23 protein-coding genes are annotated in these 26,684 nt (G+C 36.0%); 13 read left to right on the plus strand and 10 right to left on the minus strand.

All coding sequences use genetic code 11. The features are described 5' to 3' along the window. Window positions 1–43: 43 nt before the first annotated feature. Both H5J24_RS12560 and H5J24_RS12565 read right to left on the minus strand, forming a co-directional pair. Complete coding sequence (locus H5J24_RS12560; RefSeq protein WP_232816347.1) at window positions 44–1,780, minus strand: S41 family peptidase; 1,737 nt, start codon at window positions 1,778–1,780, stop codon at window positions 44–46. A gap of 76 nt (window positions 1,781–1,856) precedes the next feature. Continuing rightward, complete coding sequence (locus H5J24_RS12565) at window positions 1,857–2,360, minus strand: DinB family protein (protein ID WP_068942897.1); 504 nt, start codon at window positions 2,358–2,360, stop codon at window positions 1,857–1,859. 180 nt (window positions 2,361–2,540) lie between these two features. On the opposite strand from H5J24_RS12565, the gene H5J24_RS12570 reads away from it, so the two are divergent. The 3 genes from H5J24_RS12570 (at window position 2,541) to H5J24_RS12580 (ending at window position 4,366) form a co-directional block, all read left to right on the plus strand. Next, window positions 2,541–3,479, plus strand: coding sequence for a tetratricopeptide repeat protein (locus H5J24_RS12570; protein WP_232816348.1), 939 nt, complete (start codon window positions 2,541–2,543; stop codon window positions 3,477–3,479). Between the two features lie 38 nt (window positions 3,480–3,517). Then, entirely contained in the window at window positions 3,518–3,682 is a 165-nt protein-coding gene (locus tag H5J24_RS12575; RefSeq protein WP_232816349.1) for a hypothetical protein, read from the plus strand. A 345-nt stretch (window positions 3,683–4,027) separates the two neighbouring features. Then, a complete protein-coding gene (locus tag H5J24_RS12580) occupies window positions 4,028–4,366 on the plus strand; it encodes a nuclear transport factor 2 family protein (protein WP_068942895.1) in 339 nt (112 codons plus the stop codon). A gap of 235 nt (window positions 4,367–4,601) precedes the next feature. Here the strand turns inward: H5J24_RS12580 and H5J24_RS25620 are convergent, their stop codons facing one another. The 4 genes from H5J24_RS25620 to H5J24_RS12595 all read right to left on the minus strand — a co-directional run bounded on the left by H5J24_RS25620 (window position 4,602) and on the right by H5J24_RS12595 (window position 6,451). Continuing rightward, window positions 4,602–4,724 (minus strand): hypothetical protein, encoded by a 123-nt coding sequence (locus tag H5J24_RS25620; protein ID WP_283250783.1) that lies wholly within the window; start codon window positions 4,722–4,724, stop codon window positions 4,602–4,604. Between the two features lie 17 nt (window positions 4,725–4,741). Then, the gene (locus tag H5J24_RS12585) at window positions 4,742–5,179 is read right to left on the minus strand and encodes a DUF6624 domain-containing protein (protein ID WP_232816350.1); all 438 of its coding nucleotides are present in this window, start codon (window positions 5,177–5,179) and stop codon (window positions 4,742–4,744) included. 80 nt (window positions 5,180–5,259) lie between these two features. Beyond that, window positions 5,260–5,820 carry an AAA family ATPase gene (locus tag H5J24_RS12590; protein ID WP_068942894.1) on the minus strand — a complete coding sequence of 187 codons (561 nt, stop codon included), beginning with the start codon at window positions 5,818–5,820 and terminating at the stop codon, window positions 5,260–5,262. A 274-nt stretch (window positions 5,821–6,094) separates the two neighbouring features. After that, window positions 6,095–6,451: a winged helix-turn-helix transcriptional regulator gene (locus tag H5J24_RS12595; RefSeq protein WP_068942893.1), complete on the minus strand. Its 357-nt coding sequence runs from the start codon at window positions 6,449–6,451 to the stop codon at window positions 6,095–6,097. A 104-nt stretch (window positions 6,452–6,555) separates the two neighbouring features. Between H5J24_RS12595 and H5J24_RS12600 the strand changes: the two genes are divergently transcribed. Together H5J24_RS12600 and H5J24_RS12605 are read left to right on the plus strand one after the other, a co-directional pair. Then, window positions 6,556–7,320: an MFS transporter gene (locus tag H5J24_RS12600; RefSeq protein ID WP_232816351.1), complete on the plus strand. Its 765-nt coding sequence runs from the start codon at window positions 6,556–6,558 to the stop codon at window positions 7,318–7,320. After that, window positions 7,289–7,699 carry an MFS transporter gene (locus tag H5J24_RS12605; protein ID WP_232816352.1) on the plus strand — a complete coding sequence of 137 codons (411 nt, stop codon included), beginning with the start codon at window positions 7,289–7,291 and terminating at the stop codon, window positions 7,697–7,699. Before H5J24_RS12600 ends, H5J24_RS12605 begins: the two co-directional genes overlap by 32 nt. Window positions 7,700–7,712: 13 nt before the next feature. Here the strand turns inward: H5J24_RS12605 and H5J24_RS12610 are convergent, their stop codons facing one another. The 4 genes from H5J24_RS12610 to H5J24_RS12625 all read right to left on the minus strand — a co-directional run bounded on the left by H5J24_RS12610 (window position 7,713) and on the right by H5J24_RS12625 (window position 13,985). Next, a complete protein-coding gene (locus tag H5J24_RS12610) occupies window positions 7,713–8,348 on the minus strand; it encodes an ABC transporter ATP-binding protein (protein WP_068942891.1) in 636 nt (211 codons plus the stop codon). Further along, entirely contained in the window at window positions 8,335–9,246 is a 912-nt protein-coding gene (locus H5J24_RS12615; RefSeq protein WP_068942890.1) for a hypothetical protein, read from the minus strand. Before H5J24_RS12615 ends, H5J24_RS12610 begins: the two co-directional genes overlap by 14 nt. 336 nt (window positions 9,247–9,582) lie before the next feature. Then, on the minus strand, window positions 9,583–11,082 hold the full coding sequence (gene putP / locus H5J24_RS12620; protein WP_068945049.1) for a sodium/proline symporter PutP: 1,500 nt from the start codon (window positions 11,080–11,082) through the stop codon (window positions 9,583–9,585). A 335-nt stretch (window positions 11,083–11,417) separates the two neighbouring features. Further along, window positions 11,418–13,985, minus strand: coding sequence for a M1 family aminopeptidase (locus tag H5J24_RS12625; protein WP_068942889.1), 2,568 nt, complete (start codon window positions 13,983–13,985; stop codon window positions 11,418–11,420). A 567-nt stretch (window positions 13,986–14,552) separates the two neighbouring features. Between H5J24_RS12625 and H5J24_RS12630 the strand changes: the two genes are divergently transcribed. The 8 genes from H5J24_RS12630 to H5J24_RS12665 all read left to right on the plus strand — a co-directional run bounded on the left by H5J24_RS12630 (window position 14,553) and on the right by H5J24_RS12665 (window position 26,624). After that, entirely contained in the window at window positions 14,553–15,434 is an 882-nt protein-coding gene (locus tag H5J24_RS12630) for a cupin-like domain-containing protein (RefSeq protein WP_068942888.1), read from the plus strand. A gap of 87 nt (window positions 15,435–15,521) precedes the next feature. After that, window positions 15,522–16,244 carry a hypothetical protein gene (locus tag H5J24_RS12635; protein WP_068942887.1) on the plus strand — a complete coding sequence of 241 codons (723 nt, stop codon included), beginning with the start codon at window positions 15,522–15,524 and terminating at the stop codon, window positions 16,242–16,244. A 598-nt stretch (window positions 16,245–16,842) separates the two neighbouring features. Beyond that, window positions 16,843–17,157, plus strand: a complete 315-nt coding sequence (locus H5J24_RS12640; protein WP_315096836.1) for a hypothetical protein — start codon at window positions 16,843–16,845, stop codon at window positions 17,155–17,157. Window positions 17,158–17,182: 25 nt separating this feature from the next. Continuing rightward, on the plus strand, window positions 17,183–17,503 hold the full coding sequence (locus H5J24_RS12645; protein ID WP_068945048.1) for a transposase: 321 nt from the start codon (window positions 17,183–17,185) through the stop codon (window positions 17,501–17,503). 198 nt (window positions 17,504–17,701) lie between these two features. Beyond that, window positions 17,702–19,147, plus strand: coding sequence for an autotransporter outer membrane beta-barrel domain-containing protein (locus tag H5J24_RS12650; RefSeq protein ID WP_068942885.1), 1,446 nt, complete (start codon window positions 17,702–17,704; stop codon window positions 19,145–19,147). Window positions 19,148–19,437: 290 nt separating this feature from the next. Continuing rightward, entirely contained in the window at window positions 19,438–19,974 is a 537-nt protein-coding gene (locus H5J24_RS12655) for a TetR/AcrR family transcriptional regulator (RefSeq protein WP_068942884.1), read from the plus strand. Window positions 19,975–20,034: 60 nt separating this feature from the next. Beyond that, entirely contained in the window at window positions 20,035–20,880 is an 846-nt protein-coding gene (locus tag H5J24_RS12660; RefSeq protein ID WP_232816353.1) for a tail fiber domain-containing protein, read from the plus strand. Window positions 20,881–20,978: 98 nt separating this feature from the next. Continuing rightward, window positions 20,979–26,624 (plus strand): hypothetical protein, encoded by a 5,646-nt coding sequence (locus H5J24_RS12665; protein ID WP_068942882.1) that lies wholly within the window; start codon window positions 20,979–20,981, stop codon window positions 26,622–26,624. Window positions 26,625–26,684: the final 60 nt, after the last annotated feature.

A 26,684-nucleotide genomic window follows, 5' to 3' on the forward strand; every position in this document is an offset into this window, starting at 1 on the left:
CTAATTTACTTTTGGTTGTGTTTCTGAAGTTCAAGTGCTTTTCTCAAATAAACATCAGACTGATCCAGAAACTCTTGATTGGTAAGCCGGATTTCATAATGCGGAACAATCCCCTGTCCTTTTTCTGATCCGGAAGATTTTGAGCATCCTGAATCACATGAACGATAGAGAATCCGGTTTGAATTCCTGTGTTGGGAAGCTCATACACTAACGGAAGATGCCCGTTATGTTCGTAATATCCGCCAACCGTTTCTTTTCCAATCACAATGGCATTGGTATAAGATTTTATTAAAGAAGCCAGGTGAGAAGCTGCAGAAGCCACCCGTTGATCTGCCAGAAGATAAAGCTGTCCTCTAAAGGTTCTTTCGTTGGGTAAAATCAAGAGGTTCTTATCATCAGCCCAATAATATTTACCCTGGATTTGTTTAGGATAAAGCTGTTTCAGATAAGTATTAATTCCATTCTTATCCGTTACTCCATTGGACAGGAAAAGTGGGGTAATGATTAACTTATCTTCCATGGGAACCTCATTGAACCAGGTATAAGCATAATTGCTGTCACGAAAAGGCCTTTGGGTAAGATAAGAGAAAACTTTTTCATAAAGCGCTCCGGTTCCGCCGGTATTTCCTCTCAGATCAATAATAAGATTTTCTATTTTCTCACGCTCCAGAGTATCCATCATCTGATCAAGAAAAATACTGAATTTTTTATAGGCAGGATCTTCTTTACCTGTGGCAAAATCAAAACCTCTTATTGATAAACGGTATACGTGATCACCTTCTTTGGTAAAACTGTATTTTTCAGCCATCAATTTTTTATCCAAAGTAAGAGAGTGTCTTGATTCCTGAAGTTTTTTAAAAGCTTCCAATGATATTCCGGGCAAACTTACGTCATGAGTCTGCCCATTCCATTGATACCTGATGTCATATTGTTTATGAGTACCGAATTCTATATAAAACTTATCCAGCATTCCTCTTTCAAAGCCTGCCGTTTCTCTGTAAGGTACAGAATATCCATCAGAAAAATAGTATTGGGAAAAACGGCTAATCATTTCTTTTGCAGGAATGCCATTAATAGAAATAATTTCGGCAGCAAGCGGTATTTTAATATCTTTTGAATCCTGGAGCAAACGGCCGTCAATATTTTTCAGAGTGATGGGCAGATATTCAGGTCTTTGTGCTAAATAATAAGATGCGTGATTAGGAAGATCTGTATAATTATGACAGCTTCCTTCAAAGCCTGTGACCTTTGCTATTACTTTATAGAAATCAAATATATTCTTGCTGCTGGCCGCTTCTTCCTCTGCTTTTTTATACATACTATCTATCTGATGCCTGCTTCTGTAAACATATAATCCTGAATTTGCTTTTTCTCTGATGGAACGGAAAACCCGCAGATCTTCTACAAACTGGGCTGAAGTGAACTGCCCATTCAGGCTGGAAACGGTTTTAGATTCTGTAATAGAGATCTTCGAAGGTTTATTTTTTTCAACATAGGATTTAGCCCAGATTCGAAGTTCATATTTTCTGCCTTTTTCAGGAGTAAAAAACAGTCTTTCAATACTTTTTATTCCTCTGGAATCATCCTGCTCCTTTATTTTTTTTCCGTCTATAAACAGGCTCATTGCAATATTGGCTTCGTTTGACTGAATGGTTACCCATACTGGTTTTTGAGATATTGGTGAATACTTCAGCGTATCTCCTGGTTTTAACTCAATATCTTTCTGGCCATATACAGAATTTACAAGCAGTAATAAAGGAATAATAAAGGGTCTGATCATTATTAATTTTTGAACGGCAATATACAAATTAACCTTCATCCATTGAGTGGCTGCCTATCTTTGCTGGTATTAAGGATTATAACTTGACGCTCAAATCCTGAACTTCTTCTGCTGAAAAACCAAAGATCTGCGGTGTTTTCACATCAAGCAGATTAAGATAAATATAAATTTCTGCTCTATGGTGAATCTCATGTTCTACCATAGCCCTAAGCCATTTCCATATAGAGATTGGATTATTTGCTGGAGTCATACATTTACGGTTAAGGTCCTCATCCGAAAGTCCCGAAATAATTTCCAGAGTCTGTCTGTGCATTTCATTGAAAAAAACTACACTATTTTCATATCCGTCTGCCAGTTCTTTTCCACATCCGGGATAGGCACTTTCTCTTCCTGAGATGGTTTCACCATACATATACCTTTCTATAGCCGCAATATGCCTGATCTGATCTCCAATCGTAAATTTTCCGGGTTTATAAGAAAAATCAATATGCTCAGGAGGAACAATTTCAATAATCCGGTTGGTTCTGGCTCTTATTTTCTCATAATAATCAATGAATGATGCTACAGATGTAATTTCCATTTCGAAAAGGTTTTTATAATCTTTAATGATGATTTCGGTATTGTGAATATAAGAAATACAGAAATAGCTATATCATTATACATCACTTATTAACTAAAATATCAAAAAATTCCCTAATAAGTGACTGCAAAACTTGCAAGTGTATCAAATAACAAATATTTTAGTTATAAATTAAAAGCAATGATGAAAATATGGTTCTCTATCGTCCTTATTGGATTAGGCTTTAGAATAATGACAGCCCAGACAACAAAAATTGATACCGAAAAGCTGCTTGGATATTATGAGACTCAGCGTTTTGCAGATGCGGCTCAATATCTTCAAAGTCTTTACTCGGCAGACACACAGGATGTAAAGGCATTAACTCAGATTGCTTATTGTCAAATGATGGCAGGAAAACTTCCGGATGCTGAAAAAAACTATATGAAAATTAATACCATTCAGCCTGACAATATTCCGGCTCTCTTCAGCCTGGCCAGTATCAATTCCAGAAGAGGAAATATTACAAATGCAAAGGCTTACCTTCAACAAATCATCAAGCTTGACAGTCAAAACTTCAATGCTTACAAACAAATGGCAGGTTATGCAGATACTCCTGAAACCAAACTGGAATACCTTAAAAAAGCCAATAATCTGAATACAACTGATCCTGACACCGCCTATGATCTGGCTATGGTTTATAATGAACTTAAGCAGTTTCAGCCTGCTTATGATATTTTAAAAACAGCTATTGCCACTGATCCGGAAAATTTCACTCTGCAGCAGGCCCAATTGCCCATCGCCAACAAGTTGGGGAAATACCAGGAAGTTATTGAAACAGGAGAAAAATTATTAAAGGCTCATACAGATGCTAACGTTATGAACGAAATGGGACAAGCTTATTTTTATGTAAAGAATTACCAGAAATGTGTTGAAATTTATACAACATTGGAAAAATCAGGGCTGCAGAATGAAGGAACATTATACTTTATGACATTGAGTTATCGTGAACTGAAAGATTATGATAAAGCAGCTATCTATGCTCAAAAGACCATTGATGAGGCGATTTCAGACCACACCCCCTCTATTATGCTGCACTGGCAGGAATTTATGAAGCAAAAAATCAGTATAACGATGCTGTAACAGCCTATAAAAGAGGGCTTACCTTTGGAGCCAGCAATATGATTTACTATCGTTTAGGACTTTTATATGATCTTAACCTGAAGCAGCCTAAAAATGCCGTTATTTACTACCACTTATACCTTAAGAATACTCCAGATCAGGAAAAGGAAAAAGACCAAATTGCTTATGCTAAAGGCAGAATCTCATTGCTTGGTGTAAAATAGCCTTTGACTCTTCACTACTCAATTTTAACCTTTTGATTTAGCTTTTTTAGAATCATTATCTAATAATTACCTATGAAAATAACCCTAAAAGACGAAATTACAGAAGCATATTATGATACTATATCTGAACTTTTTTACCAGCATAATTTGAAAAATACTAAAGAAATTAGCAGTATCAATAAACCTTTAGCAATTATTATTAAGCAGAATATTTATGATAACCCGGGCTTTTTTTAGTAGAGATAAAAAGATGTTGAAAAAATTAGATGTATCCTTCTTTTGTGACGATCGTCACAAAGAAGATCCTTCCTGATGCATTAATTTTGTTCATATAAAACAATCCATATGAGCAATACAACCCCAAATGTCGCAGAACAGTTTATTCAATACTTAAATGAAGAAAATTTTGAAAAGGCAGAAGGCTGTCTCGATCCTGATTTTAAATTCATTGGAGTGTTGGGAACAAGAGAAGGTGCTTCACTCTATATTCAGGAGATGAAGCAAATGAAACTTAAATATCAGATTATAAAAACCTTTATAGCTGGTGAAGATGTTTCTTTCTGGTATATGATTGATATGGGTAATAAAACTATAGAAGCCTCCGGATGGTATCAGATCAATAATGGAAAAATCCATTCCTTAAAAGTTCTGTTTGATCCAAGGCCACTGCTGAACGGTCAGTAATTGTCTTTCAAATACTAGATAAAGGCTGCCATTCCTCAGAAGTGGTGGTCTTATGCAAACTTTCTGTGCAATTCATAGATGCTGTTACAGTATAAAAACAGGATGCATGAAAAGCAGAATCTCCCGAAAAAAGAATAATTGAATCCTGAAACAGTCAGAGTAATGATTGTGAATATGAGTAATCAAAAGTACTCGACTCATAACCCAGCGCTTTAAACATTAAACCGGTTGCTCCTTATATCCATCCTACTTCCTTTCTCCAGGCTAAATATTCCTGATCTCTGCTATCAATTTCAGGAATTTCTCCCGGATCAGAAATCTGATCAATTTCTTTTGCAGATAGTGGATGTAAACTCATTTTTTCCCGTTCCTTATTCAGCCTTTTTTATCTTCTACCGGAAAAGGAATTCCGCCAACAATAAGCTGGGTGCCATATTTTTGAGGTTTGCCTTGAAAAACCTGAATCCGATCGTATAAATAGGCTATATTTTTGAGATTAACATCAAGACCGTTTTCCTCCATTATTGTATAACATGATTTCATAAATTCTGGTTCCCCAATAGAATGCTGAATGATAAGCCAGGCAGCGTCACTTGCTTTTCCTCCTACCTTTGATATCGTTGGGAACCCAATCTTTTCTATGATTTCCCGAAGTCTTTTGGCATTAGCTTTATGAACCGCCTCCATTTCCGGATGATATCCTCCCTCCAGCTTTCCTTCTGCAAATAGTTTTTCCCTTATCTCGAGATCGTGATTGGCAAGACTTATTAATTCTTTTTCAAATTCTTCTTCATCCATTGGTCTCAGATTCATAACTTAAAATATTTAGAATATAACTAAAGGTTCACTCAAAGTTACAAAAATGGTTAATTTTCAATAGAGCTTCATGAAAATTATTGATTGAGAGTATTCAGAATAAACTTGACGCGTTGTTCTATTGTTAATCTGGGAACCTCAATAACGTGATAGCCATATTCCTGATAAGTTTCATACATGTACTCAAAGGTATGTTGGGCTATTTCAGGAGTTTGTTTTCTTTCAGAATCATTTTCATAGATTTCCGGCCATGGAGGAAGAATGAAAACATTCTTGTTATACTTCATTTCGCGTGCTGTAGTTTTCATCTCCTCAGGAACAGGAATATTTTCAAGCTTAAGATAGCCAATGGTGTCTATAATTCCCCGATCGAAAAAAACAGGATCAGAACCTGAAGTGTGAAGTATCTTCTGATAGGCATCTACAGAGGCATCAAACATAAGCTCAGCAAAAAATTCTTTATCGATCCAGGGCAGTCCATTTCCATGAGCACTTAGCTGCTCTTTGATAATTTTCCGTCCTTCTTCAGGTACAGTTGTAAAGCCTGCCTGCCTTAATCCATCCAGTAAAGTTGTTTTACCAGCTCCTGGCCCTCCGGTAAGAATATAAAAATTTTGAACTGTCCTATTATTTTTCATTTTTAAATCTTATTTGATCATTTTTTAGTCGGAATTATATTGTGGAAACAGCATACGAACGAGTCTTCTTATCAACAAGGTTATAAAAACTATGAATATGAATTACTATAATGAAGAAAAGTAAGTGTCCGGGCAAAGAACAGCATAGAAAGCCAAAAATATTCCCGGCAGCATGTTTCACATCCAATAGAAACATGGAATATTGAAAGTATCAGAATCCTTTGAGTAAAGATACTTTATTTTTTAAGAATGAAAAGAAATACAGAAAAATCTGTTATTCCTTGGGTGGGAAAGTAATCCCGGCATCCTGAATCAGGTCATATCCAAACTGCATGATGGTTTCAATGACAGGAATGGATTTTTTGCCTTTTTCAGTAAGACTATATTCTACTTTTGGAGGCACAACGGGATATACTTCACGATGAATCATTTCCTTACTTTCCAATTCCCTAAGCTGGCTGGTCAGCATTTTGTCTGTGATATGGGGAATATCCTTTTTCAATTCACTAAAACGAAGTGGCCTTTCCTGTAATCTCCATAGAATAGGCATTTTCCATGTCCCTCCAATATGGCTCAATGCAAATTCTATAGGAGTATAATACAATCTTTTATCGTGAAAAAACTGAGGCATAGTAGTATTTTTATTGTTACACTTTCTAAAAAGTAAGTATAGAACTAAAAGGTAAGTATATAGTTTTCCGATAGTCTATTCTGCAAATTTGCACAAAAAAAATTATGAAATCGAAAAGAAATCTTTATGTGCTTGCATTAGGAGTATTTGGGATTACCACTACAGAATTTGGAGTTATTGGAGTATTACCGGAAATTGCATCTGCCTTCAATATCTCCATTGAAAAAGCAGGCTGGCTTCTGAGTGCCTTCGCTTTGATTGTGGCTGTTTTCGGGCCGTTTATGCTGATTGCATTATCTGCATTCAAAAGAAAAAGCCTGTTGGTTTCTTCCCTGCTGATTTTTGCTGTGGCTAATATTCTTTCTGCTTATATAGGAAATTTTTATGCATTATTGGCGGTTAGAATGATTCCGGCATTTTTTCACCCTGTTTATTGGTCTATTGCTTTATCATTTGCCGAAAAAACTTCTGATCCTTCTGATACATCAAAATCGGTAAGCATTATCTTTTCCGGACTTACATTAGCCACTGTTTTAGGAGTGCCATTAGCCACTTTAATGTCTGATTTATTTTCCTGGCAGTCTTCATTCTTACTTACAGCAGGTATTAACATAGTGGCATTAATTGGAGTACAGCTTTTATTGCCGGTTATTGAAAAAGAAACTGAAGCTCAAGCGGTATTTGATCTTAAAATTTTTCAAAATAAAAGCCTGTGGATAGGATTATCCATTGCATTTTTCACCATTGCTGCAATGTATTCTACCTACGGATATATGGCTGATTTTCTTAAAAAAGTAACCCATATGAATGGCAAACAGATCAGTATAATGCTTTTTTATGTTTGGTACAGTGGGAATTTTAGGAAATAAAATGGCAGGAAAATATATGAGCAGGTTTCCGTTACATACCACCAGTTTATTCCTGATCTTACTCACTGTTACCCATATATTTATCTATTCTTATGGAAGTTATTTTGTTCCCATGATCTGGATTATTGCATTTTGGGGAATGATTCATTCCGGAGGGTTTCTTATCAGCAATATGAATGTGATTTCTTCTGTTTCTGGTTCTTCGGAATTTATCAACAGTATTTTTACTTCCTGTGGAAATTTTGCAGTCACAGTCGGAACTTTATTCGGAGGTTTCTGGATTGCTCATTACGGTATTGAAAACAGTATTGGATCAAGCATTTTGATTTTGATCCTTGCTTTAATAATGGTCTGCATTAAGAAAAAACTTGTGAAATAAATCACTGCCAGCCTTAAAATCTTAGTGTATTCAGCTGTCCAAAATCTTCTTTATGGTATATAGCTTCAACTCTTCCGTTTTGCAGCAAAGCAATTTTATCACAGGTATGGAAAAGTGTTTCTATGATATGGGAGCTTATCACAACCACTTTATTCTGCGTCTTTAATTGTCTGATGATATCATACAGAAGATGAACGCCCTCGAAATCTACTCCATTAAAAGGTTCATCCAAAATATTAATCGGTTTATTCAACATAAGCATCCCAATGAGGGACAATTTTTTCTTCATTCCACTGGAATAATATTGTATATATTTTTTCAGTGGAAGATTAAATTTATCAATGATATTATGGATTTCGTCTTCCTTTTCAGAAGAAAAATAAGATAGGTACTCTTCTCCTGTCATATAGGGATAAAAGTAATTTTCGGTTTCCAGATAAGAGATATGTTTCCGCTGTAAACGCATATTTTTCCAGGTAATATTTCCTGAGAATGATAAACTTTGGTACATGGATTCAAACAAAGTGGTCTTCCCTGCCCCATTCTTTCCGAGAATTCCCAAAATACATCCTTCTTCTATTGATAAGTTCAAATCGTTTAAAACTTTCTGATTTTTAAATTCAACATTCACATTTTTAATTTCCAACATAGGTTTTAATATTTTGGTTAGCCTCTTTTATTCCGGATTTAAGGATAAAAAGAGCAGGAATAATAGTCATACTACATAGGAAATATTCAAAATAAATACCCATATTGTAATCGCTATCTTTATTTTTATGGTTGTAATTTTTATATTTTCTCACCAGCATTAAGAGAAGGTACAGGTTCATAAAGGCAAAGTAATATAATATATATAGGCTTTGATAAGGATTTAAAATCAAAAAAGAAAAGCAAGTAGGTAAAAGCAGCATATTGAAAAACAAGGTGTTTTTCCGTATTTTTTCCTTCAGTGTATATTTTTTGAAGTACATTTCAAGCATTTCCTTACTTTCATGCGGTTGATAAATATGGGAAATAAAATCCAGCACAAAAGCTCCTATAAAAATCAAGACTGCCGGCTGATAGGAGGAAAAGAGAACAATTATAAATCCCAGTATTGCCTTCCAGCTATTCTTACGCAAAAAGCTCTTCCATTCAAACAAACTGTTAGGAACAATATTCCATTCCAAACTGAGCCATGGTTTTGTTCTTGAAGGAATAAAGATCAATGAAGTTATCAATAGATAGGAAATCAACCCTATTCTCTCAATTTTGTAATGGATGTTTACCAACAATAAAACAGTGTATATAATGGTTACTTCCAATAAAATAATCCATCGCCAGTTTTGCACAAAAACCTTCTTCAGAAAAGGAATATCCTTTCTTTCAGCATGAAAAAGAGCGATAATAACGCAGAATATAATGGGGTAATAAGAGTGTTTCGGCAGCTTTACGGCAATCAAAGCGACAAAAACAAGCAAAGCAGGAATACTTACTTTAGGATTCAGGTTGAATATTCTAAAGACCTGAACGAATCTGAATTTAAAATGGTTAATGAGTTTTTCCAAAAGGTTCTAAGGTTATCTTTTTTATCTATAAAGTCTATTGAAGAGGGCTTATCAAATACAATTTGTTCTGACTGGTTGTAAAAAGTTGAAAGTTGAGACTTTTATCTGAAAAATACAAATAAGGAGCATATTCTTTTTCAAGTTCGGCTTTAAGTGAAACTGAAAGAAAAATCCATTTATAATTTGTCAATGAAATTCCAATCTTAATAAAAATATCTAGAGAACTTTAGCTACTTCCTCTTCCAGCGCCACAGCTTCTTTTCCCTATCTCCTATAAAAATACAAAACCCTCGCTTTTCGGCAAGGGTTATCTATTATATTCTAGCTCAGTTACCACTATGGTTCCTGCATAATCTTTTTAACCTCATCGAATTCACTTTCAATTACTGCATCAGACTTGTAAGTGGCTAAGGATACAATAATGTTGGTAAGTAAAGAAAGAACGAATCCCGGAATGATTTCATACCAGTCTTTTAAAGGGTGTTGAAGATATACCCATGCCAGCACTGTAATTCCTCCCACTAACATTCCTGCCAAACCTCCCTGCCAGGTTGTTTTCTTCCATAAAAGAGATAACAGAATCAATGGTCCGAATGCAGAACCGAAACCTGCCCAGGCATTTCCAACCAGATTAAGGATGCTATCTTTAGGATCTAATGATAAAAGTACCGCAATAACAGCAACTAATAAAACGGAAAGTCTGCTGGCAAAAAGTAATTGCTTGGGTGTCGCTTTTTTATTCAGGAACGCTTTGTAAATATCTTCGGTCAATGAACTTGAAGTTACCAATAACTGGGAAGAAATAGTACTCATTACAGCCGCAAGAATTGCTGTCAATAAGAATCCTGCAATAAATGGATGAAATAAAATACGTGAGAAATAAATAAAAATAGTTTCTGCCTCGGTTTTTGATCCGTCGAATTTCATCATCGTTTCGATATCAAATTTCTGAAGATAGGCAATTCCCACCAGTCCAATCGCTAAGGCTCCCGCTACCGTAAAGATCATCCATGTAATCCCGATTCTTCTTGCCTTAACCAGATCTTTAGGCTTATCAATAGCCATAAAACGAACCAAAATATGCGGCTGTCCGCAGTATCCTAGTCCCCAGGCTAATAAAGATACAATACTCACGGTAGTTGTTCCTCTGAATAAATCCAGATATTTTGGATCTTTAGCCTCAATCAGTGATAAAGTCTCTCCTACTCCTCCAATCTGAATAATGGCAACAATGGGTACAATGACTAGCGCCAATACCATAATCGTTCCCTGCACAAAATCCGTAAGACTTACGGCCAGGAAACCGCCTAAGAAAGTATATAAAACCACAACTAAACTCGTCAGCAATAGCCCTACAGTATAATCCATTCCGAAAGCTGATTCGAAAAGTTTTCCGCCCGACACCATTCCTGCTGAGGTATAAAGGGTAAAAAATACCAGAATAAAGATTGAAGACGTAATCTTCAAAAGGTGGTTCTTGTTTTTAAACCTGTTTTCAAAAAATACGGGTAATGTAATAGCGTTTTGAGCCACTTCGGTATAAATTCTAAGCCTCGGTGCTACGATAATGTAGTTCAGAAATGCTCCAAGGGTTAACCCTATCGCGATCCATGAGCTAGAAATACCGGAAAGATACATGGCTCCCGGAACTCCCATCAGCAGCCAGCCACTCATATCAGCTGCTCCTGCAGAAAGTGCCGTAACAGCCGCCCCCATTTTTCTTCCTCCAATTAAAAATTCTTCTGAATTGTTTGTTGATTTTCTATAAGAATATATGCCTATACCTATCATTAATAACAGATACAACCCCACAGAAATCCCTTCATATAATTGCATATCATTTTTTTTATGAAGCCGAATATAGCCATTTTCTGAGAAATAAGGAGCCTTTTGTCTGGTAATAACGTTATCAGACACCGGGAAAAGCAGTGTAAATTTTCAACTAAAAAATGATATATTTTAAATTATTTTTTCCTGAAGAAGTATTGAAAGCTTAAATTATCAAGATAAAGCTTTGGATATGTGTTTCAGATGATTATTAGGGGCATCAGATAAAATCAAAGTACTTAATATACAATTTTACGCTATTATCATCTGACGAAGGAAGAGTCTCATTTATTGTTTAGATTCTTCCTCCGTCAGAATGACAGAGTGAAATATCCAGTTAGATTTTATTTCACCAGCTTCTGTGCTCTTCTCAAATTATCTGTCGCCTGTAAAATTTTATTTTTCAGAATAGCATTATAATCAGGGTTTTTCAAAAGGAACTGATTGACCACTTCAAACGCTTTTGGATCCTGATAACTGCTAAATGTGGAACGGAGCCAGTTATCCGGAAAAAATATATCCCCTGTTTTCTGAATTTCCTGTAAAATCTCCAAAGTCTTAGGAAGATAATGAACGGATGTCTGCTGCCTTAATGGATGGTGCAGATAACCCAACGCTGATCCCACAGCAGATTCATTGGATCTATTCTGTTTTTGCATCAGTCCGTTGAAAAAATTGTCACGTATTTTTTGATCGGATGAAACCGCCTGCATAATGATTTTGAAGCGATTCACCCGATCCGGATTTTTAATTCTTGTCAGTTGCTCCTGCAGCAAATCATTATTATTTGAATTTCTTAATGATAAAGCAAGTGCAAGGTTTGTGAAATCTTCATCATTAAGCGATACTCCTTGTGGAGGAGTTTGCGACTTCCAGATCTTATACAGATTATCATAAGCCTGTTGAGATTGGAAAATACTCTGGTAACCGTCAAACACAATTTTCTTGTTGTTTTTTGCTGTCTGTACCTGTAATGCTTTCCATAATTTATCTTCTATATTTCCAGATTCCTTCAGTCTGGTATTTTCAGGTAAAAAATTCCAATAAACAGAGGAAATATAGCCGGTAATCAAACGAAGGTTCAGTTCTGTAGTTTCTTTAGGCAATTGTTCTGCAAAGAAATTCAATACATCCTGTTTATTACCCCCTGCTCCGTTCAGCATATTTTCATACAAAGAAATATAAGCACTTGCACGGTTGATTGGATCTTTTATCAAAGCAAAATTGGAGATAATCGTTTGATCTGTTTTGAACACTCCATATCCTATTCCCGATGAATTTTGCAGGATAAAGAGAGGTTTCAATTTTCCTTTTAATTCAGGAATATCCTGCTGTTTACCATCCAGTTTTACAATAACCTTCTCAATTCTGTCAGGATAAAATAAACTGATCTCAAATTCCTGCGGCCATAGTTTAGGTTCTTTTCCATATTCCGGTGTTTGAATACTGGTAAAACGTTCTATCTTATCACCGTTATATTTTACATCATAATCGATGACTGGTCTTCCGGGATCATTTACCCATACTTTATTCCAACTTTGCAGATCTTTCGGCGTATGTTTATCGAGAATGGCAATAAGATCCGGCCAGCTTGCATTGTTGAAGGCATATTGGGTAAGGTATTCACTGACTCCTTTTCGGAAATCTTCCTCACCGATCAATAGTTCTAACTGGCGCATCATAATCGGGGCTTTGTTATAAATAATTGGCCCATACATCATTCCTGCATTCTGCAGATTATCTAAAATCTGGCGGATAGGATTTGCCCCCAAAGTACGATCCACGGAATATGCAGCCGGAAAATGAGTCGTTAAAAACTTCAGATCATATATACTCTTATCTGAAGACGCTCCAGTGCTTTTATCTGCCATAAAATTGGCAAAGACCTCTTTCATCCAGACATCATTGAACCAATCCATCGTCACCATATCTCCAAACCAAAGATGAGCCACTTCATGAGCAATCAGATTGGAACGGTTATTCAACTGATTCTGTGTTGCACTTTTATCTAAAAACAATGTAGAGTTTTGGAATAAGATAGCTCCCGGATGTTCCATTCCTCCGAATTGGAAATCCGGAATGGCAGCCATTCCATGTTTTTGGAAAGGATGTTTGATACCTGTCCATTTTTCATAATAGGCCAGAGAATTACGGTACAGTGTGAAAATAGAATCCATACTGTTTTTAATTTTTTCAGAATCGGTTTCACGGTATAAAATTCTGGAATCCTGCTGACTAATTTTCTCTGTATGGTTTTTAAAATCTCCCGCTGTAAAAGAAAAAAGATATGTTGGAAGCAGCTCCGACTGATGAAACCGCAATGTTTTCTGTCCTTGTTGTACAAAGGTATCCTCTAATTTTCCGTTGGATATTGCACTCCATTTTTCAGGAATTGTTAAGGTCAAAGAATATTTCGCCTTCAAATTGGGCTGATCAAAGCATGGAAACATCGTTCTTGCACGATCCGGTACAAATAAAGCATACAAATATCCGTCACGTCTGTTCAATGCTCCATTTCCTGCCAGAAAACTGAAATTAATCTGATTGGATCCCGACTTCAGGTATTGGGTATCAATAACTACATGTTCATTTTCCAGAACCGGTTGTATCGTTTGCCCATTCACAGATACTGATAAAAGCGAAGCGGGATCTTCTTTAAAGTCTATTAGTAACGGAGATTCGTTTTGTTTCTTATAGTTAAATGTAAGAACTTCAGTTCCGGAAATTCTTTCTGATTTACTTTCAGGAATCTTCAGATGAAGCTCATATTTAATATCACTTAATGTACTTTTTCTCAACTGGACCAATTCATATGATACTCCAGATTCAATCTTAGGTAAAGATTTTGTTTGTGCATAATAACCACTATTGAAAACGAAAAGACATAATGCTAATAGACGTACTTTTTTCATACATCAAATATAATATAACGATTGGAAGCTAAGTGAAAAAAATCAATCAAAAATCACATTGACCTATCTTTTTTTCCGTTTCAAAATGAAAATATTCTATAAAGTACATTTTTAACCTTAAATCCTTCTCTATAGCCCAATCATAGAGTCCTTCATCTACAGAATATTGGCTTAATATTCGACTTAAAGAATATTTTATGATTCATTGCTCTGCCAGTTCCGCAGTGGTAAAAATACAAGAAGAAAAGCGGCTTTCTCTCCTACAAAAAAATATACACCGTTTTCAATACTTTCGTTTTATAATTATTGGTAGAATTTGGCGGCCCATTTTGCTTCCTGCCAACATGAGACATAATGCTATATTATGATGTAACTTAAGCAATAATTATTTTCAAAAAATTAAATTTATTTTAAGCAAAAAAAAGCACAAATAACCTTATTAATAAACGCTTTACAATAAAAAACATCTTGTTACTTTTTTATTTATTTATATTAATTCCAGATAAACAAAATTATTTTCATCTATTATCATAAATTATTAATAATTTAGCGGAATAATTAAAACGAATGGGCATACTCCTTAAACCGATTGATATTGTAGATGATATTTCACAAGAAGATTTCCGTGAAAAATATTTAAAGCCTCGCAAACCAGTCGTCATCAAAAACATGGCTAAAAATTGGCCTGCATATCAAAAATGGACCATGGAGTATATGAAGGAAGTGGTTGGCGACGTTGTTGTTCCTTTATACGACAGTGCTAAAGCTGATCCTGCAGCTCCTATCAATACACCTACCACCAAAATGCCTTTTGGAGAATATGTGGATTTGATTCAACGGGAACCTACAGATCTGAGAATCTTCTTTTTTGACCCGATCAAATTTGCGCCTAAGTTGTTGGATGACTATATCCCGCCTAAGAATCTAATGGGTGGTTTTTTGGATAAATATCCGAGTATGTTCTTTGGGGGTAAGGGTTCTGTGACTTTCCTTCATTATGATATCGATATGCCTCATATCTTCCACACTCATTTTAATGGAAGAAAGCATGTCCTTCTTTTCGAATACAAATGGAAAACCCGTTTGTACAAGCTTCCTTACGCTACTTATGCTTTGGAAGACTATGATATTGCCAATCCTGATTTTGAAAAGTTCCCGGCACTGAACGGTATTGAAGGGATAGAATGCTATCTGGAACATGGAGATACTTTGTTTATGCCTACCGGCTGGTGGCACTGGATGAAATATCTGGATGGATCTTTCTCGCTTTCTCTTCGTGCATGGGATAAAAGCTGGGCGGTAAAAGCGCATTCCCTATGGAATCTTGCCATTCAGCGTAATTTTGATAACTTCATGAAAGGGAGGTATAAAAAAAGATATATGGACTGGAAGGAAAGAAAATCCGTAGAAAGAGCCAATAACGCTCTGAAAAAAGGGCTTCCTAAATAAACACACTTTAATTCACAGGTTTTATACAATATGCAATTTAAAAATGATTAAATTGCATAGAGAACCCGTTCCCTTAACACCTAGTGTATGTTCGAAAAATTGATTGACAGTTTTGAGAAGCTGTGTCTTCAGATTATTATTGAAATATTGCTGGTTCCGGTAACTATCTTTAAATTGTTTCAGGATCCACGCCGCTGCTATGATCTGTCCGTACATGAAATGGAAAAAGAAGAAACTGAGCGATTTCGTGATTATTTGTCTCCTATCAAACTTTCAGTTTATACTTCAGTGATTGTATCTGTGCTTTTAATGGATTATGGCGGAGAACAGAATTTTCTGTCAAAGATCAAAGGATTAAGTATGGTGGAAAAAGCCTTATTTATTTTCTTGATGAACAATTTTACGGCCGTCATTTTTAGCGTAATCTTATTATGGTATAAAAAAGAAAAAGTGAATACGGTAACCTTCCGTACTTTACTTTTTTCCTTTATCTATACTACGGTTTATACTTCTACTCCATTTTTTATCCTGATCTTTTCGGTGATGTTTCTAGGACAGACCATCAATGTCCAATCTTATTTAGACCACCTTGATAACCTGACCCGTTCCGGAAGCTATAGTTGGAGAGACAAATTCTTTTTTATCATTTTCATTGTGTTTTTTATCATTGGAATCATTGGATTGGCAAAACTATTCAAAGCCCTGCATCATATTCTGAAAGAAAATTTCCGTTACCATCCTTATGTAGTATGGTTTTTTACCTTATTATTTTTTCTTATCCAGCTTTATTACACGAAAGGATTTATATAAAATATTATTTCTTAGGCCCGATTATTCAATTTGCTTAAGAAAAAATGTAATATCTATGTCCCAAAATCTATAATTTGACTCCATGGTTCTCTTCAAAAAGATATAAAAAAAGATTCTTTATTTCTTTTGAAGATACTACATTTATCCCTCTTCAAATATAAAACAACCTGATTTTCAATAAATTAAAATCATGTATAATGTAAGTAGGCATGAATTATCATTTATAGAAAATTGTTTTTCACTAACATTGTATTCATATAAAACACAAAATATTTTCAAATCCAATTCTCATGGATTGAAAGTTATTTTCTTTAAAAAGTTACAATCATGGATAAAAAGTATTTTAATTATTCTCACCATTATTTGTTATTATCTGGAAAACGCAAGTAGGAATTAGCATTTTTATTTTTGCTACTATTTGGGAATCACTAGATCTCTATAAACATGTGGCAGGGAGGTCAATAAAAAAACACAAAACCATATACCGATGAATCTGAAGGAAATACATATTGGTCAACTCATACACATAAGAGTTGAAGAAATGGAAATTGAAACTGCACGTTTATGCAGTTACTTTAAATGCACGGAAAATGATCTTATGAAAATATACAAATCTGAAGATATTTCGGCAGCATTACTTTTAAAATGGAGTAAGCTATTGGAATATGATTTTTTCAGGCTCTATTCCCAGCATCTCATTTTCTATTCTCCGCCAGTTGTTAAGAATGAACGTAAAGATTCTGAATTTAAAACCTCTCTGCCACAATTTAGAAAAAATATCTACACCACTGAAATGATAGATTTTATTTTAGAAATGATCCGTTCCGGAACAAAAACCAAACAACAGGTCATTAAGGAATACAGGATTCCTAAAACTACATTGTATAAATGGATTGAAAAATATTCCTCCTAAATCGACCATTATTTATTACTATTATATGAAAAAGTATCACGAGCCCAACTATAGACGTATTTTCACAGATATCCTTACCAGAAAATATCCTGAAAAATTAGAAACCTGCACTCCTATTCTCAGCAAAAAAGAACTTACGGCATTGGATGTTCTACAGCTGAACAGGCTTATTTTTAACACTGGATATACAGACATTAATCAAAAGCACAGGTCATTTAATGAAACTTCTATTTTACAGATTCTGGAATATCAAAAAACCCACAATCTGAATAACAGTCAGTTGGCAATTCATTTCAGACTTAGCAGGAATACTGTTACCAAATGGAAAAAATTATTTTTATCATGAAAAGAAATTAGGTTTAAAACCAGTCTATTTTATATCGAAAAATTATTCCAATTACACAATATATAGTTATTGTATACCACTTGAGAGGTATTTTTATTGAGTACAAAGAGATACTAAATAATTCTTGTATCGTAAAATATTTCTCACCTGGATACCTTTCCACTTCATTTAATTAATAACCTTTTACAATATAAAATTATGAAAAAAACTATTTTATCTATTATTGGTATTATTACTTTTAACAGTTTAATCAATGCACAGGTAGGAATTAACACTACTATTTCTAAAACTTCACTAGATGTAAGTGCTAAAAGAGATGCTTCGGGAAATATTACGGATAACAGCCAGTTTATTGGGTTACAAGCACCAAGAATTACAAGAGGGGAACTTACAGTCAATACAGCGGACTATGGAGCAGATCAAAAAGGGGCATTAGTTTATATTACTGATAGTAGTAGTGGTAATACAACGGGTTCAAGAATTAATATGAATACTATTGGCTATTATTATTTTGATGGAACTTTATGGCAGAAAATAAGTGGTGGTCCCGGGGCTGTTAATATCTACACAGCTGACGGAACTATTGGAGCGAACCGTACTGTAACTATGACAGATAAAACACTTGCTTTTACTTCTTCTGCTGCCTCAGGATCAGATCATTTTAATATTGACGGAACTACCTTCAGTGTCAATACTTTCTCAAATCGTATCGGAATGGGAACAACTACTCCATCAGCCATACTCAACACACTTAATCCTATTGCTGGTGATACCGGAGATGTTTTTGCAACAGGAATCAGTAATTGTGGAGCAAACTGTACCCAAAGTGCAGCTCGAAATATGGTTATTTATAACACCAATGCGACAAGCACTTCCGCAGGATCCATAGATTTTGTTTCCGCCATTGCTTCCACCGGAATTTCAGCAGCAGTAATTAAAAGCATCGATAGAAATGTTGGCAGCAATTTTGGTGGTTTATCTTTTCAAACACGAGGCGATGCTTCCGGACTAACAGATCGCCTAGTCATCAAACCCACAGGAAATGTAGGGGTGGGAACAACGGATACTCCCACAGAAAAGCTGGATGTAAACGGTAATGCCCGCATAAGAGGATTAGTAGACGGCAATGATGCTGCAAACTTCCCTAGATCGGTTGTTGCCAAAGCAGATGGTACGTTAGGATATTCTTCTCTCTCTATGTCTTCCTTCCAGTTGATGATCCCACCACACAATGAATTTACTGCAGATTTTAGTAACCATTCAAATACAGCTTATGATTCTAATGGATGGTGGGTAATCTCAAAATCATCAGTTGCATCCAATGTTACTTTTACAACAACTGGAAGTGGTTTTAGCGGAAGCAGCAGTCCCTACACAACCAAAGCAACTAATCTCAATCCTGCAAGAATGACTATCGTCTATGAATATCAAGGAACTCCTTTTTCAGATCCTGGAAAGATTTATCCACAGCTCACCGCAGGTAATAATCAGTCATTTCCTGATGTATATACTCCCTCTTTTATTAAGCTCGAAACAATAGGTGGTAAAACAAGAATGACTGTATCGATCGTAAGAGCTGATAATATACTTAACAATTGGCAGGGAACTTTCCTGCTCAATACCTTATTTGTTGTAAAAAATTAACTTTTTTATTTTATATCCTATCCAATGGCAGTGAGATTCACTGCCATTTTTTGATATCCATGTAAAATTAAGATTGAGAAGACTGGCGGATTGAACAGAGGCTGAATAGATTCCTTCATCTAACTTCAGGCTTCCTTACTTTGTTAAAAAAGAAATACTTTATCCCAAAACAAGTTAATTTAGTTAATATAAATCTTTATAAATCTACATTTTATATATTTTTTAATGTTTTTTTAACAAACATACCAGTCTGTTCATATTTTAATTACATTTGTGAAAAACTTTGACCCATGTCCAAACCTCGTGAAAGAATATTAAGTACAACTTTGCTTCTGTTTCATAAGCAAGGTTTTAACAGTACCGGTATTAACCAAATTATTGAAGAAGCCAAGGTTTCAAAAGCAAGCTTCTACCAACATTTTAAGTCAAAAGACGATCTATGTATTGAATTTCTTAACAAAAGATACAATTATTGGGTGTCTGAGCTGGAAAAGTTTATTTCCGGAACTTCAACGCCTGAAGAAAAAGTCTTGAAATCTTTTGATTTCCTTATTTATATGAATGAAAAAGAAGATTTCAGAGGCTGCAGCTTTTGGAATATCTTATCTGAAATACCCGCTGATAAAGAGAACATTCATACTACTCTCCGTTATCACAAGAATAAGCTGAGAATATTCTTCAACGATGAAATGAAGAATGAGACAACAGCAGCACATGTTTATCTCCTTTTTGAAAGTTCAATACTTACCAGCCAGCTCTACAGGTCAAACGAATTCATTGAAACCTCCAAAACGATTATTAAAAATATACTTCATACCTCGCACTAAGGAAGTATTAAACATACTCAAATAAAAAGCAATTAAAAAACTATGCAAAACTCTACTTTTGTGCAGAAGACTTATTCTGCAATGTTCAGACTATGCCTCATCGGAAGTATCACTACCAGCTCAATGATGTTTTCCCAAGCAGGAGGTAAAATCGGAATTAACACTCCCAACCCAAAAGCTACTTTGGATATTAATGCTAAAACGGACGGAAGTTCCCAGGCTGAAGGGCTGATGATTCCAAGACTCACGGGAGATCAGATTCAAACCATGACAGCAAGCATCCAGCCGGGAACGGAGTCCCTGATGATCTATGCAACCGCTACTCCAGCATCTCCTACTTCTAAGGTCGCAAAGATCACTCAGCCAGGTTATTATTTCTGGAATGGAAGCAATTGGGAAAGTATGGGGGTAAACTCAAACCTCTATACCTCGGATGGAGCTATCACAACTTCTTTGGCCGCAAGAAATGTAGATTTGAATGGTAAAAACCTTGTCTTTTCCGGAACTGGAAGTGTTGGGATTGGAACCACTCCTTCTGCAACAGCTAAACTGGATGTTGCCGGAACAATAAAAGCCAGTGCTATAGATTATAACTCTGATGAAAGATTAAAGCAAAATATCGTTGAATTACACTCTTCTCAAGAAATCATCAACAAGCTAAGACCTGTCTCCTATTTTTGGAATAAAACCGGAAAAAAGAAAGGCGGAAATGCCCAGCTTCAATATGGTCTTGTTGCTCAGGAGGTAGAAAAAGTGCTGCCCAATATCGTCAGCACCGACAATGAAGGCTATAAATCAGTCAATTATAACGAACTGATTCCTTTATTATTACAAACCGTTCAGGAACAGGGCAAAAAGATAGAAGAATTACAGAAAGAACTGCAGCATCTGAAAAAATCCAGATAAACTTCATCCAGGAACACCTTAATTCAAAGGTGTACTATGTTTAGCAAAGATTGAGACAGAATCTCTCAATCGATTACCAATTTTGTAATTCTAAGAACATGAAACATAAATTATATTTCATCATATTATTCCTGGCCTCTCAGCTTCTCATGGCCCAGAATAATTACTACTGGGTAGGTGGTGCTGGCAGCTGGAGTGACCTGAATCACTGGCGAATAGGGTCAGCATCAGGACAAGCAGCCACAATTATCCCCTCACGGTATGATAATGTTTATATTACTTCAGGAAGTGGATTTCCTGCCAGTGGAGGAACGTTAACCATCCCATCATCAGCTACCTGTAAAGATTTCATTATAGATGATTCATTTACCACTAAACTGAGCTTTCCATCAGCAAGTGTTTTTAATATCTATGGAAATCTGAAATGGAAGTCCAATGCCACAGCTTTATACAACCTTACGGTGAATCTCTTTTCAGAAAGCACGAATCCAACCCCTAATCTGATTGATATTCCTGATAATATGATTGACTCATACTATATCAGCGGTGGTTATCAATCTGCTATCAATTTTAAAGGGAACGGTACTTTCAAACTTGTGAAAAATTTTGCCAGCAATGGTTTTTTCAGTTTCAACATCAATGAAAGCGCTTTTTTAGATACGGATAGTAAGAATATCAGTGCGATGGTCTTCAACCATACTTCTACAGCAGCTTCTAATTTCAGATCTTCAACAGTAACTACCACCAGTACAATGACATTGAATTCAGCGGCCAATCTTACCCAGGCAACTGTTTCTTTTCCCATGCTGAACATACAGACGACCCAGAATATTAAAAAGATCGTCCTTAGTGCTTCAGGATATTCTCAAATAGCAGGCGGAAATATGCTGACAGTAGATGAAGTAACCGGTGTAGGTACGTCAGGAGCTAATTTTACAGGATCTCAATTTAATTTTAATAAGTTCAATATATACTCATGCATTATTAACACTGATCTTTTGAAAGCCAACGACATCGTTTTAGGTGATGGGAGTGCTGAAATGTTGGGAAACCGGTTTGAAATTAAGAATATGACCCTTGGTAAGGGAAACAACATTTTCAGAGCGACCCAATTTGATATCAATAATCTTACGCTGAACGGCGGACAGTATAATTTCCGCCAGACTTCAGGTCCTGTTTCTTATTTTCAGGTTAATCAGACTCTTACAGCGAATGTTCCCTGCAATGGGGTTATTCCGAAATTTGCGGCTGTAGATCCTATATTACCGGTAAATCTTATTCTACCAAGTTCTATTAATGGAAATGGAGCCGTATCTTTTAATGGTTATCATTTAGGCACTGTAAGGCTTACAGGTGGTGCTTCTGTTACGGCAGGAATAAACGGCGGAAATAATACGGGTAATATTACATATCCCGGAATCACAGCAAAAACATATTACTGGATAGGCGGTGGTGGTAACTGGAATGATCCTGCCCATTGGTCTTTTACTTCAGGTGGGCCTTCTGCCAACTGTATTCCTATTATGTATGATGATGTTTTCTTTGATGCGAATTCAGGGTTTACAGCAGGAAATAACAGTGTTAATAATGGCGGATCGGTTGCTAATGTAAGAAATATGACCTGGAATAATGCTCCTGCCAATCCTGTTTTCAATATTACGACTACGTTATATGGTAATCTTTATCTTCAAAAAGATATGTCTGCTCCTATAACCTTCAATTTCCTTAAATATAACACAGAAGATCCAGCTATCAATCGTTATATGAGTTTTCAAGGCCAGAGAATAATTCAATTGGCCATCACTGGAAATGATAATTTTTATCTGATGCCTTCTAATTCCGGAACACCTTATGATGTTGAAGTGGGTGGAGTTTTTAATTTTGATAATAATGCTTTAACAAGTAACCTTTATGCTGACGGAAGGAAAATAAAAGCCGGTGAACTATGGCTGGGAGGTAATAATGTGAATATCGATAATGCTTTACTGAGCCAAAACGTCTTCAATATTTTAACCAAGCAAACCATTACTGCACCCAATACTTCTGTATACACCCAAAATTATAATGGCCGTTATTCCAGTTCAGGAAATACCAATCATTTTTTTGGTAAAATCTATAAAGAAGGAAACAACATTGGAAGTATACAATATTTGAATACGGATAATTTCCAGGTAAACGGAGGGGATCTAAGATTTTTTGGGAATAATAAGGCAAAAAATGTAGCCATTAATTCCGCATCCAATCTTACCATTTGGGATAACACGGTAAAACTAATCATCACCGACAGCTGGTTATTCAACCGGGCAGACTGTGACCTGGTTCTTACTTTTACAGGCCAGGGCGGCAATAATCTGATTCTTGGAAACAATATCAACGGAAATGGATTCGTTGAGCTCAACAGAATGAATATTTCAGGGATCAATGCAAGTTATGTTACTCCAATTGCCGGGGCAAAACCTATCAACGCCAGCAACTCTATAGACAGTGGAAATAATTCAGGGATCAATTTTATGGCATCTACCGCTAAAAATTTCTATTGGAAAGGGGGTAACGGAAATTGGAATGATCTAAGCCATTGGTCTTTGGATCCATCCAGTACAAGAGCTACAGCCAACTGTGGTCTTCCTACCATTAATGATAATGTTTTCTTTGATCAATATTCAGGGTTCTCTACGACTGGAATTACAAGTGTACAGCTTACCAATGATATTTCGATTAATGACATTACCTTCAGTGGATTAACCCCAGGATCAAGATCTCATTTTACAGGAAATAGCAATTACTATAAAATGAATGTTAATGGAAATATGGTTTTACATCCAGGATATTATGATGCCGGCTACTTCAGCGGATTCACTTTTACAAACATCAATAAACCTGCAGGGATTATAAAAAATGTAACGCCCAACGGAGCTACCTCTGCCTTAAACTTCTCAGGTGATGCCCAATGGAAAATCAACAGAGGAACATCACAATATGACCTTTCCGGCTCTTCAAGCATCAGCCAGGCCAATGTTCCAGGTAACAGTCTGGATATAAGCAGTACAGTAATGAATCTTGAGATCTTTAATCTCAATGGTTCACAGCTGATAATGGACAACGCAGACCTTACGGTAAATAACAGCCTCGTAGTCAACACTAAACAACCGGTTATAAAGACTTCCAATAGTGTAATTAAATTATTCAAATCTTCAGGAGGTTCTGATGCTGATATAAACTTCAGCAACGTAAATCATTATTTCGAAAAGATAGAATACACCAATACCACAACGAATACGGATTATATCATCACTTTTAATTTCCCTGGTGGAGTGATTAATAATTTCATCGTCCGTTCTGCCATAAATTCAAGAATTGATAAAGTGAACCCATCCCTTGTTCTTAAAGCCAATACAGCTGTAAATAATTTAATTATTGAAAAGAACAACTATGTTACTTTAGATGGCGGGAATCTACAGGTAAACCAATCACTGAAAATGTTTGGAGATTGTTTGGATAGGCTTACTTTTGCAGCAACCGGAGCCACTTCACGAACGTTAATTCTCCCTAATTACAGCAGCAATCCAGCCAATTACAGCATAGATAAAGTACAGCTAAAGTCAATTGCTTCTTCCGGTGGACAAACATATACCGTTACAGGAAGTACAGATCTTGGTGGAAATACCGGGATTAATTTTCAGGATGCTATTCCTTCTACTCCAAGAAACCTTTACTGGATTGGAGGACAGGGATTGTGGAGAGATCCTCAGCATTGGTCACTTACATCAGGAGGAACACCTGTTTCAGGCTGTGATATTCCAACAGCCGTTGATAATGTATTTTTTGATCAAAATTCAGGGTTTACATCTACTTTAAATAAAATACAGATCAGAGGAGCTTATCTTTCAAAAGCGAATAATGTTACTTTCAATAACGCAGCCAACCAACCTGTTTTAGATTTTACTACAGATGGTGGAAATCCTTATTATTTGTCTGTCTATGGTAATCTTATGCTGCAAAGTGATGCAAAAGTCATTGTTCCGATGTCTACTTTTGGTCTGACCCGGAATATTATCATGGCTCAAGGAACAGCTACCGGAAAAACGCGGTATATTGATACAAAAGGGGCCTTTATTCACCTGAATATTAATGCTCAGGATTATTTTGAACTGAAAAGCCCATATCAGGGAGATATTAACTTCCTTAATGCAGCAGGGTTCAAAACCAATAACCATCCTATGACATTGGTTAACTTCAGTTGGAACCAGTCTGTTAATAATAATCCGGTTGTGGATCTTGCCCAATCGGTCATTACGGGAACGAGAACTAACAGTGCAGGAACAACCAACTATTATATGCCCTCTCTTCCTTTTTATAATTTCTACTCGCCTTATTTTTATATCAGCACCGGAAATAATCCATTGACTTTAAATGCTGCTGATGTAAAAGCTGATCTGGGATATTTTACAACCAGCACTCCTACAGGTTTCAACTTTGGAGAACTTACGGTTTGGAAAGATGGAGCTGTAAATACAGGAACAAGAGTCTGGAATTTCAATAAAATGACCTTTCTTGGAAGTACAAGCGTCAATAGTGTAAGTACCTTGTCCTCTGCCGGAAAATATAAAACATTATATTTTAATCCTGGATCTTATCAGGTTGATAATAATCAAACCGTTACTGAAAACCTTTTCATGACAGGAACTCCATGTAACAGAATTTCTGTACTGAGATCCACAGCGGGACAAAATACGATTACTCTTGACCCTACCGCAGCATATACCATGTTTTATGCTTCTATCAGAGATATGAATTTTTCCCGTGCCGTAAGTGCTTATGGAAATAGCCAGGATCTTGGAAATACAGCCAATCTTTCTATTATCCCTACCGATGTTCAGGCGGCAGGATTTGGTGGAAATAAAGCTATTTGTGCCTCGGAATTCCCTAAGACCTATGATGCTTCGGCTTTATTCGGTACGGATCCTAATGCTGCCTATACCTGGACTAAACTTAATAATCCCAATCCGGGAGTGATAGGTACAGGACGTTTGATAACATTTACTCAACCAGGGAATTATAGAGTCAATGTAACATATAGCCAGGACGGATGTAACATTACGGAGGACTTTACCATCTCTTCTATTGTTCTACCGGCAGACAATACCACATCTTCATCTATGAGTGCAGCAAAACAGGCTTCAGGAGATATACAGGTAAAGTTTAAAGGCTCACTTGCTCAAACCTATATTTTCACTTATACCATTAATAATGGCCCGGATCAGACCATTACTTCTGCAGCAAACGGAGAGGCAATTATTCTTCATTCCAAAGGTCAAACGGGAACAGTTGTATACCGTCTTAAAAGCATCCGTTTTGCGACCGGAGAAGCTTGTTCTGTAACTATCAATAAAGAAATTGTTGTGAACATCAATCCGGATTGCCCTACTCCAGGGGTAATGATGTTGATGGATGGTATTCTTCGAGGCTGTACTTCCGATATGGGAGCTAGACGTTTGTCTGAGCTGAGCCCGATCACAGTATCCAACCCTCCTTCAGATGCAGGAGTCACAAGACTTGTTTCGGGAACAGGGATTGTTGTAAAAGAAGGAAATGAGGTATTCATGATCCGAAACAGCAATGCTTTACCGGAAACGCTTACCCTTCCAGCCAATAAAACCTATATTCAGGGGGCAATCATCTACCATAATGACCATTTCTATGAAGGGGTAGAAAACGGAAAATGGATTAGAATAGACAATGATTAAAACGAATCAGAAATTCATTCAAACCAACTAATAACCATGAGCCGCATTGAAGTCATTTCA

It is taken from the genome of Chryseobacterium capnotolerans (assembly GCF_021278965.1).
In the GTDB taxonomy this organism is placed as follows: Bacteria; Bacteroidota; Bacteroidia; order Flavobacteriales; family Weeksellaceae; genus Chryseobacterium; species Chryseobacterium capnotolerans.

Coding starts and splice junctions, on each gene's coding strand:
- H5J24_RS12645 (WP_068945048.1), top strand. CDS start 17,183: ATGAAAAAGTATCACGAGCCCAACTATAGACGTATTTTCACAGATATC.
- H5J24_RS12565 (WP_068942897.1), bottom strand. CDS start 2,360: ATGGAAATTACATCTGTAGCATCATTCATTGATTATTATGAGAAAATA.
- H5J24_RS12630 (WP_068942888.1), top strand. CDS start 14,553: ATGGGCATACTCCTTAAACCGATTGATATTGTAGATGATATTTCACAA.
- H5J24_RS12655 (WP_068942884.1), top strand. CDS start 19,438: ATGTCCAAACCTCGTGAAAGAATATTAAGTACAACTTTGCTTCTGTTT.
- H5J24_RS12635 (WP_068942887.1), top strand. CDS start 15,522: ATGTTCGAAAAATTGATTGACAGTTTTGAGAAGCTGTGTCTTCAGATT.
- H5J24_RS12595 (WP_068942893.1), bottom strand. CDS start 6,451: ATGCCTCAGTTTTTTCACGATAAAAGATTGTATTATACTCCTATAGAA.
- H5J24_RS12650 (WP_068942885.1), top strand. CDS start 17,702: ATGAAAAAAACTATTTTATCTATTATTGGTATTATTACTTTTAACAGT.
- H5J24_RS12610 (WP_068942891.1), bottom strand. CDS start 8,348: ATGTTGGAAATTAAAAATGTGAATGTTGAATTTAAAAATCAGAAAGTT.
- H5J24_RS12625 (WP_068942889.1), bottom strand. CDS start 13,985: ATGAAAAAAGTACGTCTATTAGCATTATGTCTTTTCGTTTTCAATAGT.
- H5J24_RS12575 (WP_232816349.1), top strand. CDS start 3,518: ATGATTTACTATCGTTTAGGACTTTTATATGATCTTAACCTGAAGCAG.
- H5J24_RS12665 (WP_068942882.1), top strand. CDS start 20,979: ATGAAACATAAATTATATTTCATCATATTATTCCTGGCCTCTCAGCTT.
- H5J24_RS12570 (WP_232816348.1), top strand. CDS start 2,541: ATGATGAAAATATGGTTCTCTATCGTCCTTATTGGATTAGGCTTTAGA.
- H5J24_RS12585 (WP_232816350.1), bottom strand. CDS start 5,179: ATGAATCTGAGACCAATGGATGAAGAAGAATTTGAAAAAGAATTAATA.
- H5J24_RS12600 (WP_232816351.1), top strand. CDS start 6,556: ATGAAATCGAAAAGAAATCTTTATGTGCTTGCATTAGGAGTATTTGGG.
- H5J24_RS12560 (WP_232816347.1), bottom strand. CDS start 1,780: ATGATCAGACCCTTTATTATTCCTTTATTACTGCTTGTAAATTCTGTA.
- H5J24_RS25620 (WP_283250783.1), bottom strand. CDS start 4,724: ATGAGTTTACATCCACTATCTGCAAAAGAAATTGATCAGATTTCTGAT.
- H5J24_RS12605 (WP_232816352.1), top strand. CDS start 7,289: ATGTTTGGTACAGTGGGAATTTTAGGAAATAAAATGGCAGGAAAATAT.
- H5J24_RS12590 (WP_068942894.1), bottom strand. CDS start 5,820: ATGAAAAATAATAGGACAGTTCAAAATTTTTATATTCTTACCGGAGGG.
- H5J24_RS12640 (WP_315096836.1), top strand. CDS start 16,843: ATGAAAATATACAAATCTGAAGATATTTCGGCAGCATTACTTTTAAAA.
- putP (WP_068945049.1), bottom strand. CDS start 11,082: ATGCAATTATATGAAGGGATTTCTGTGGGGTTGTATCTGTTATTAATG.
- H5J24_RS12580 (WP_068942895.1), top strand. CDS start 4,028: ATGAGCAATACAACCCCAAATGTCGCAGAACAGTTTATTCAATACTTA.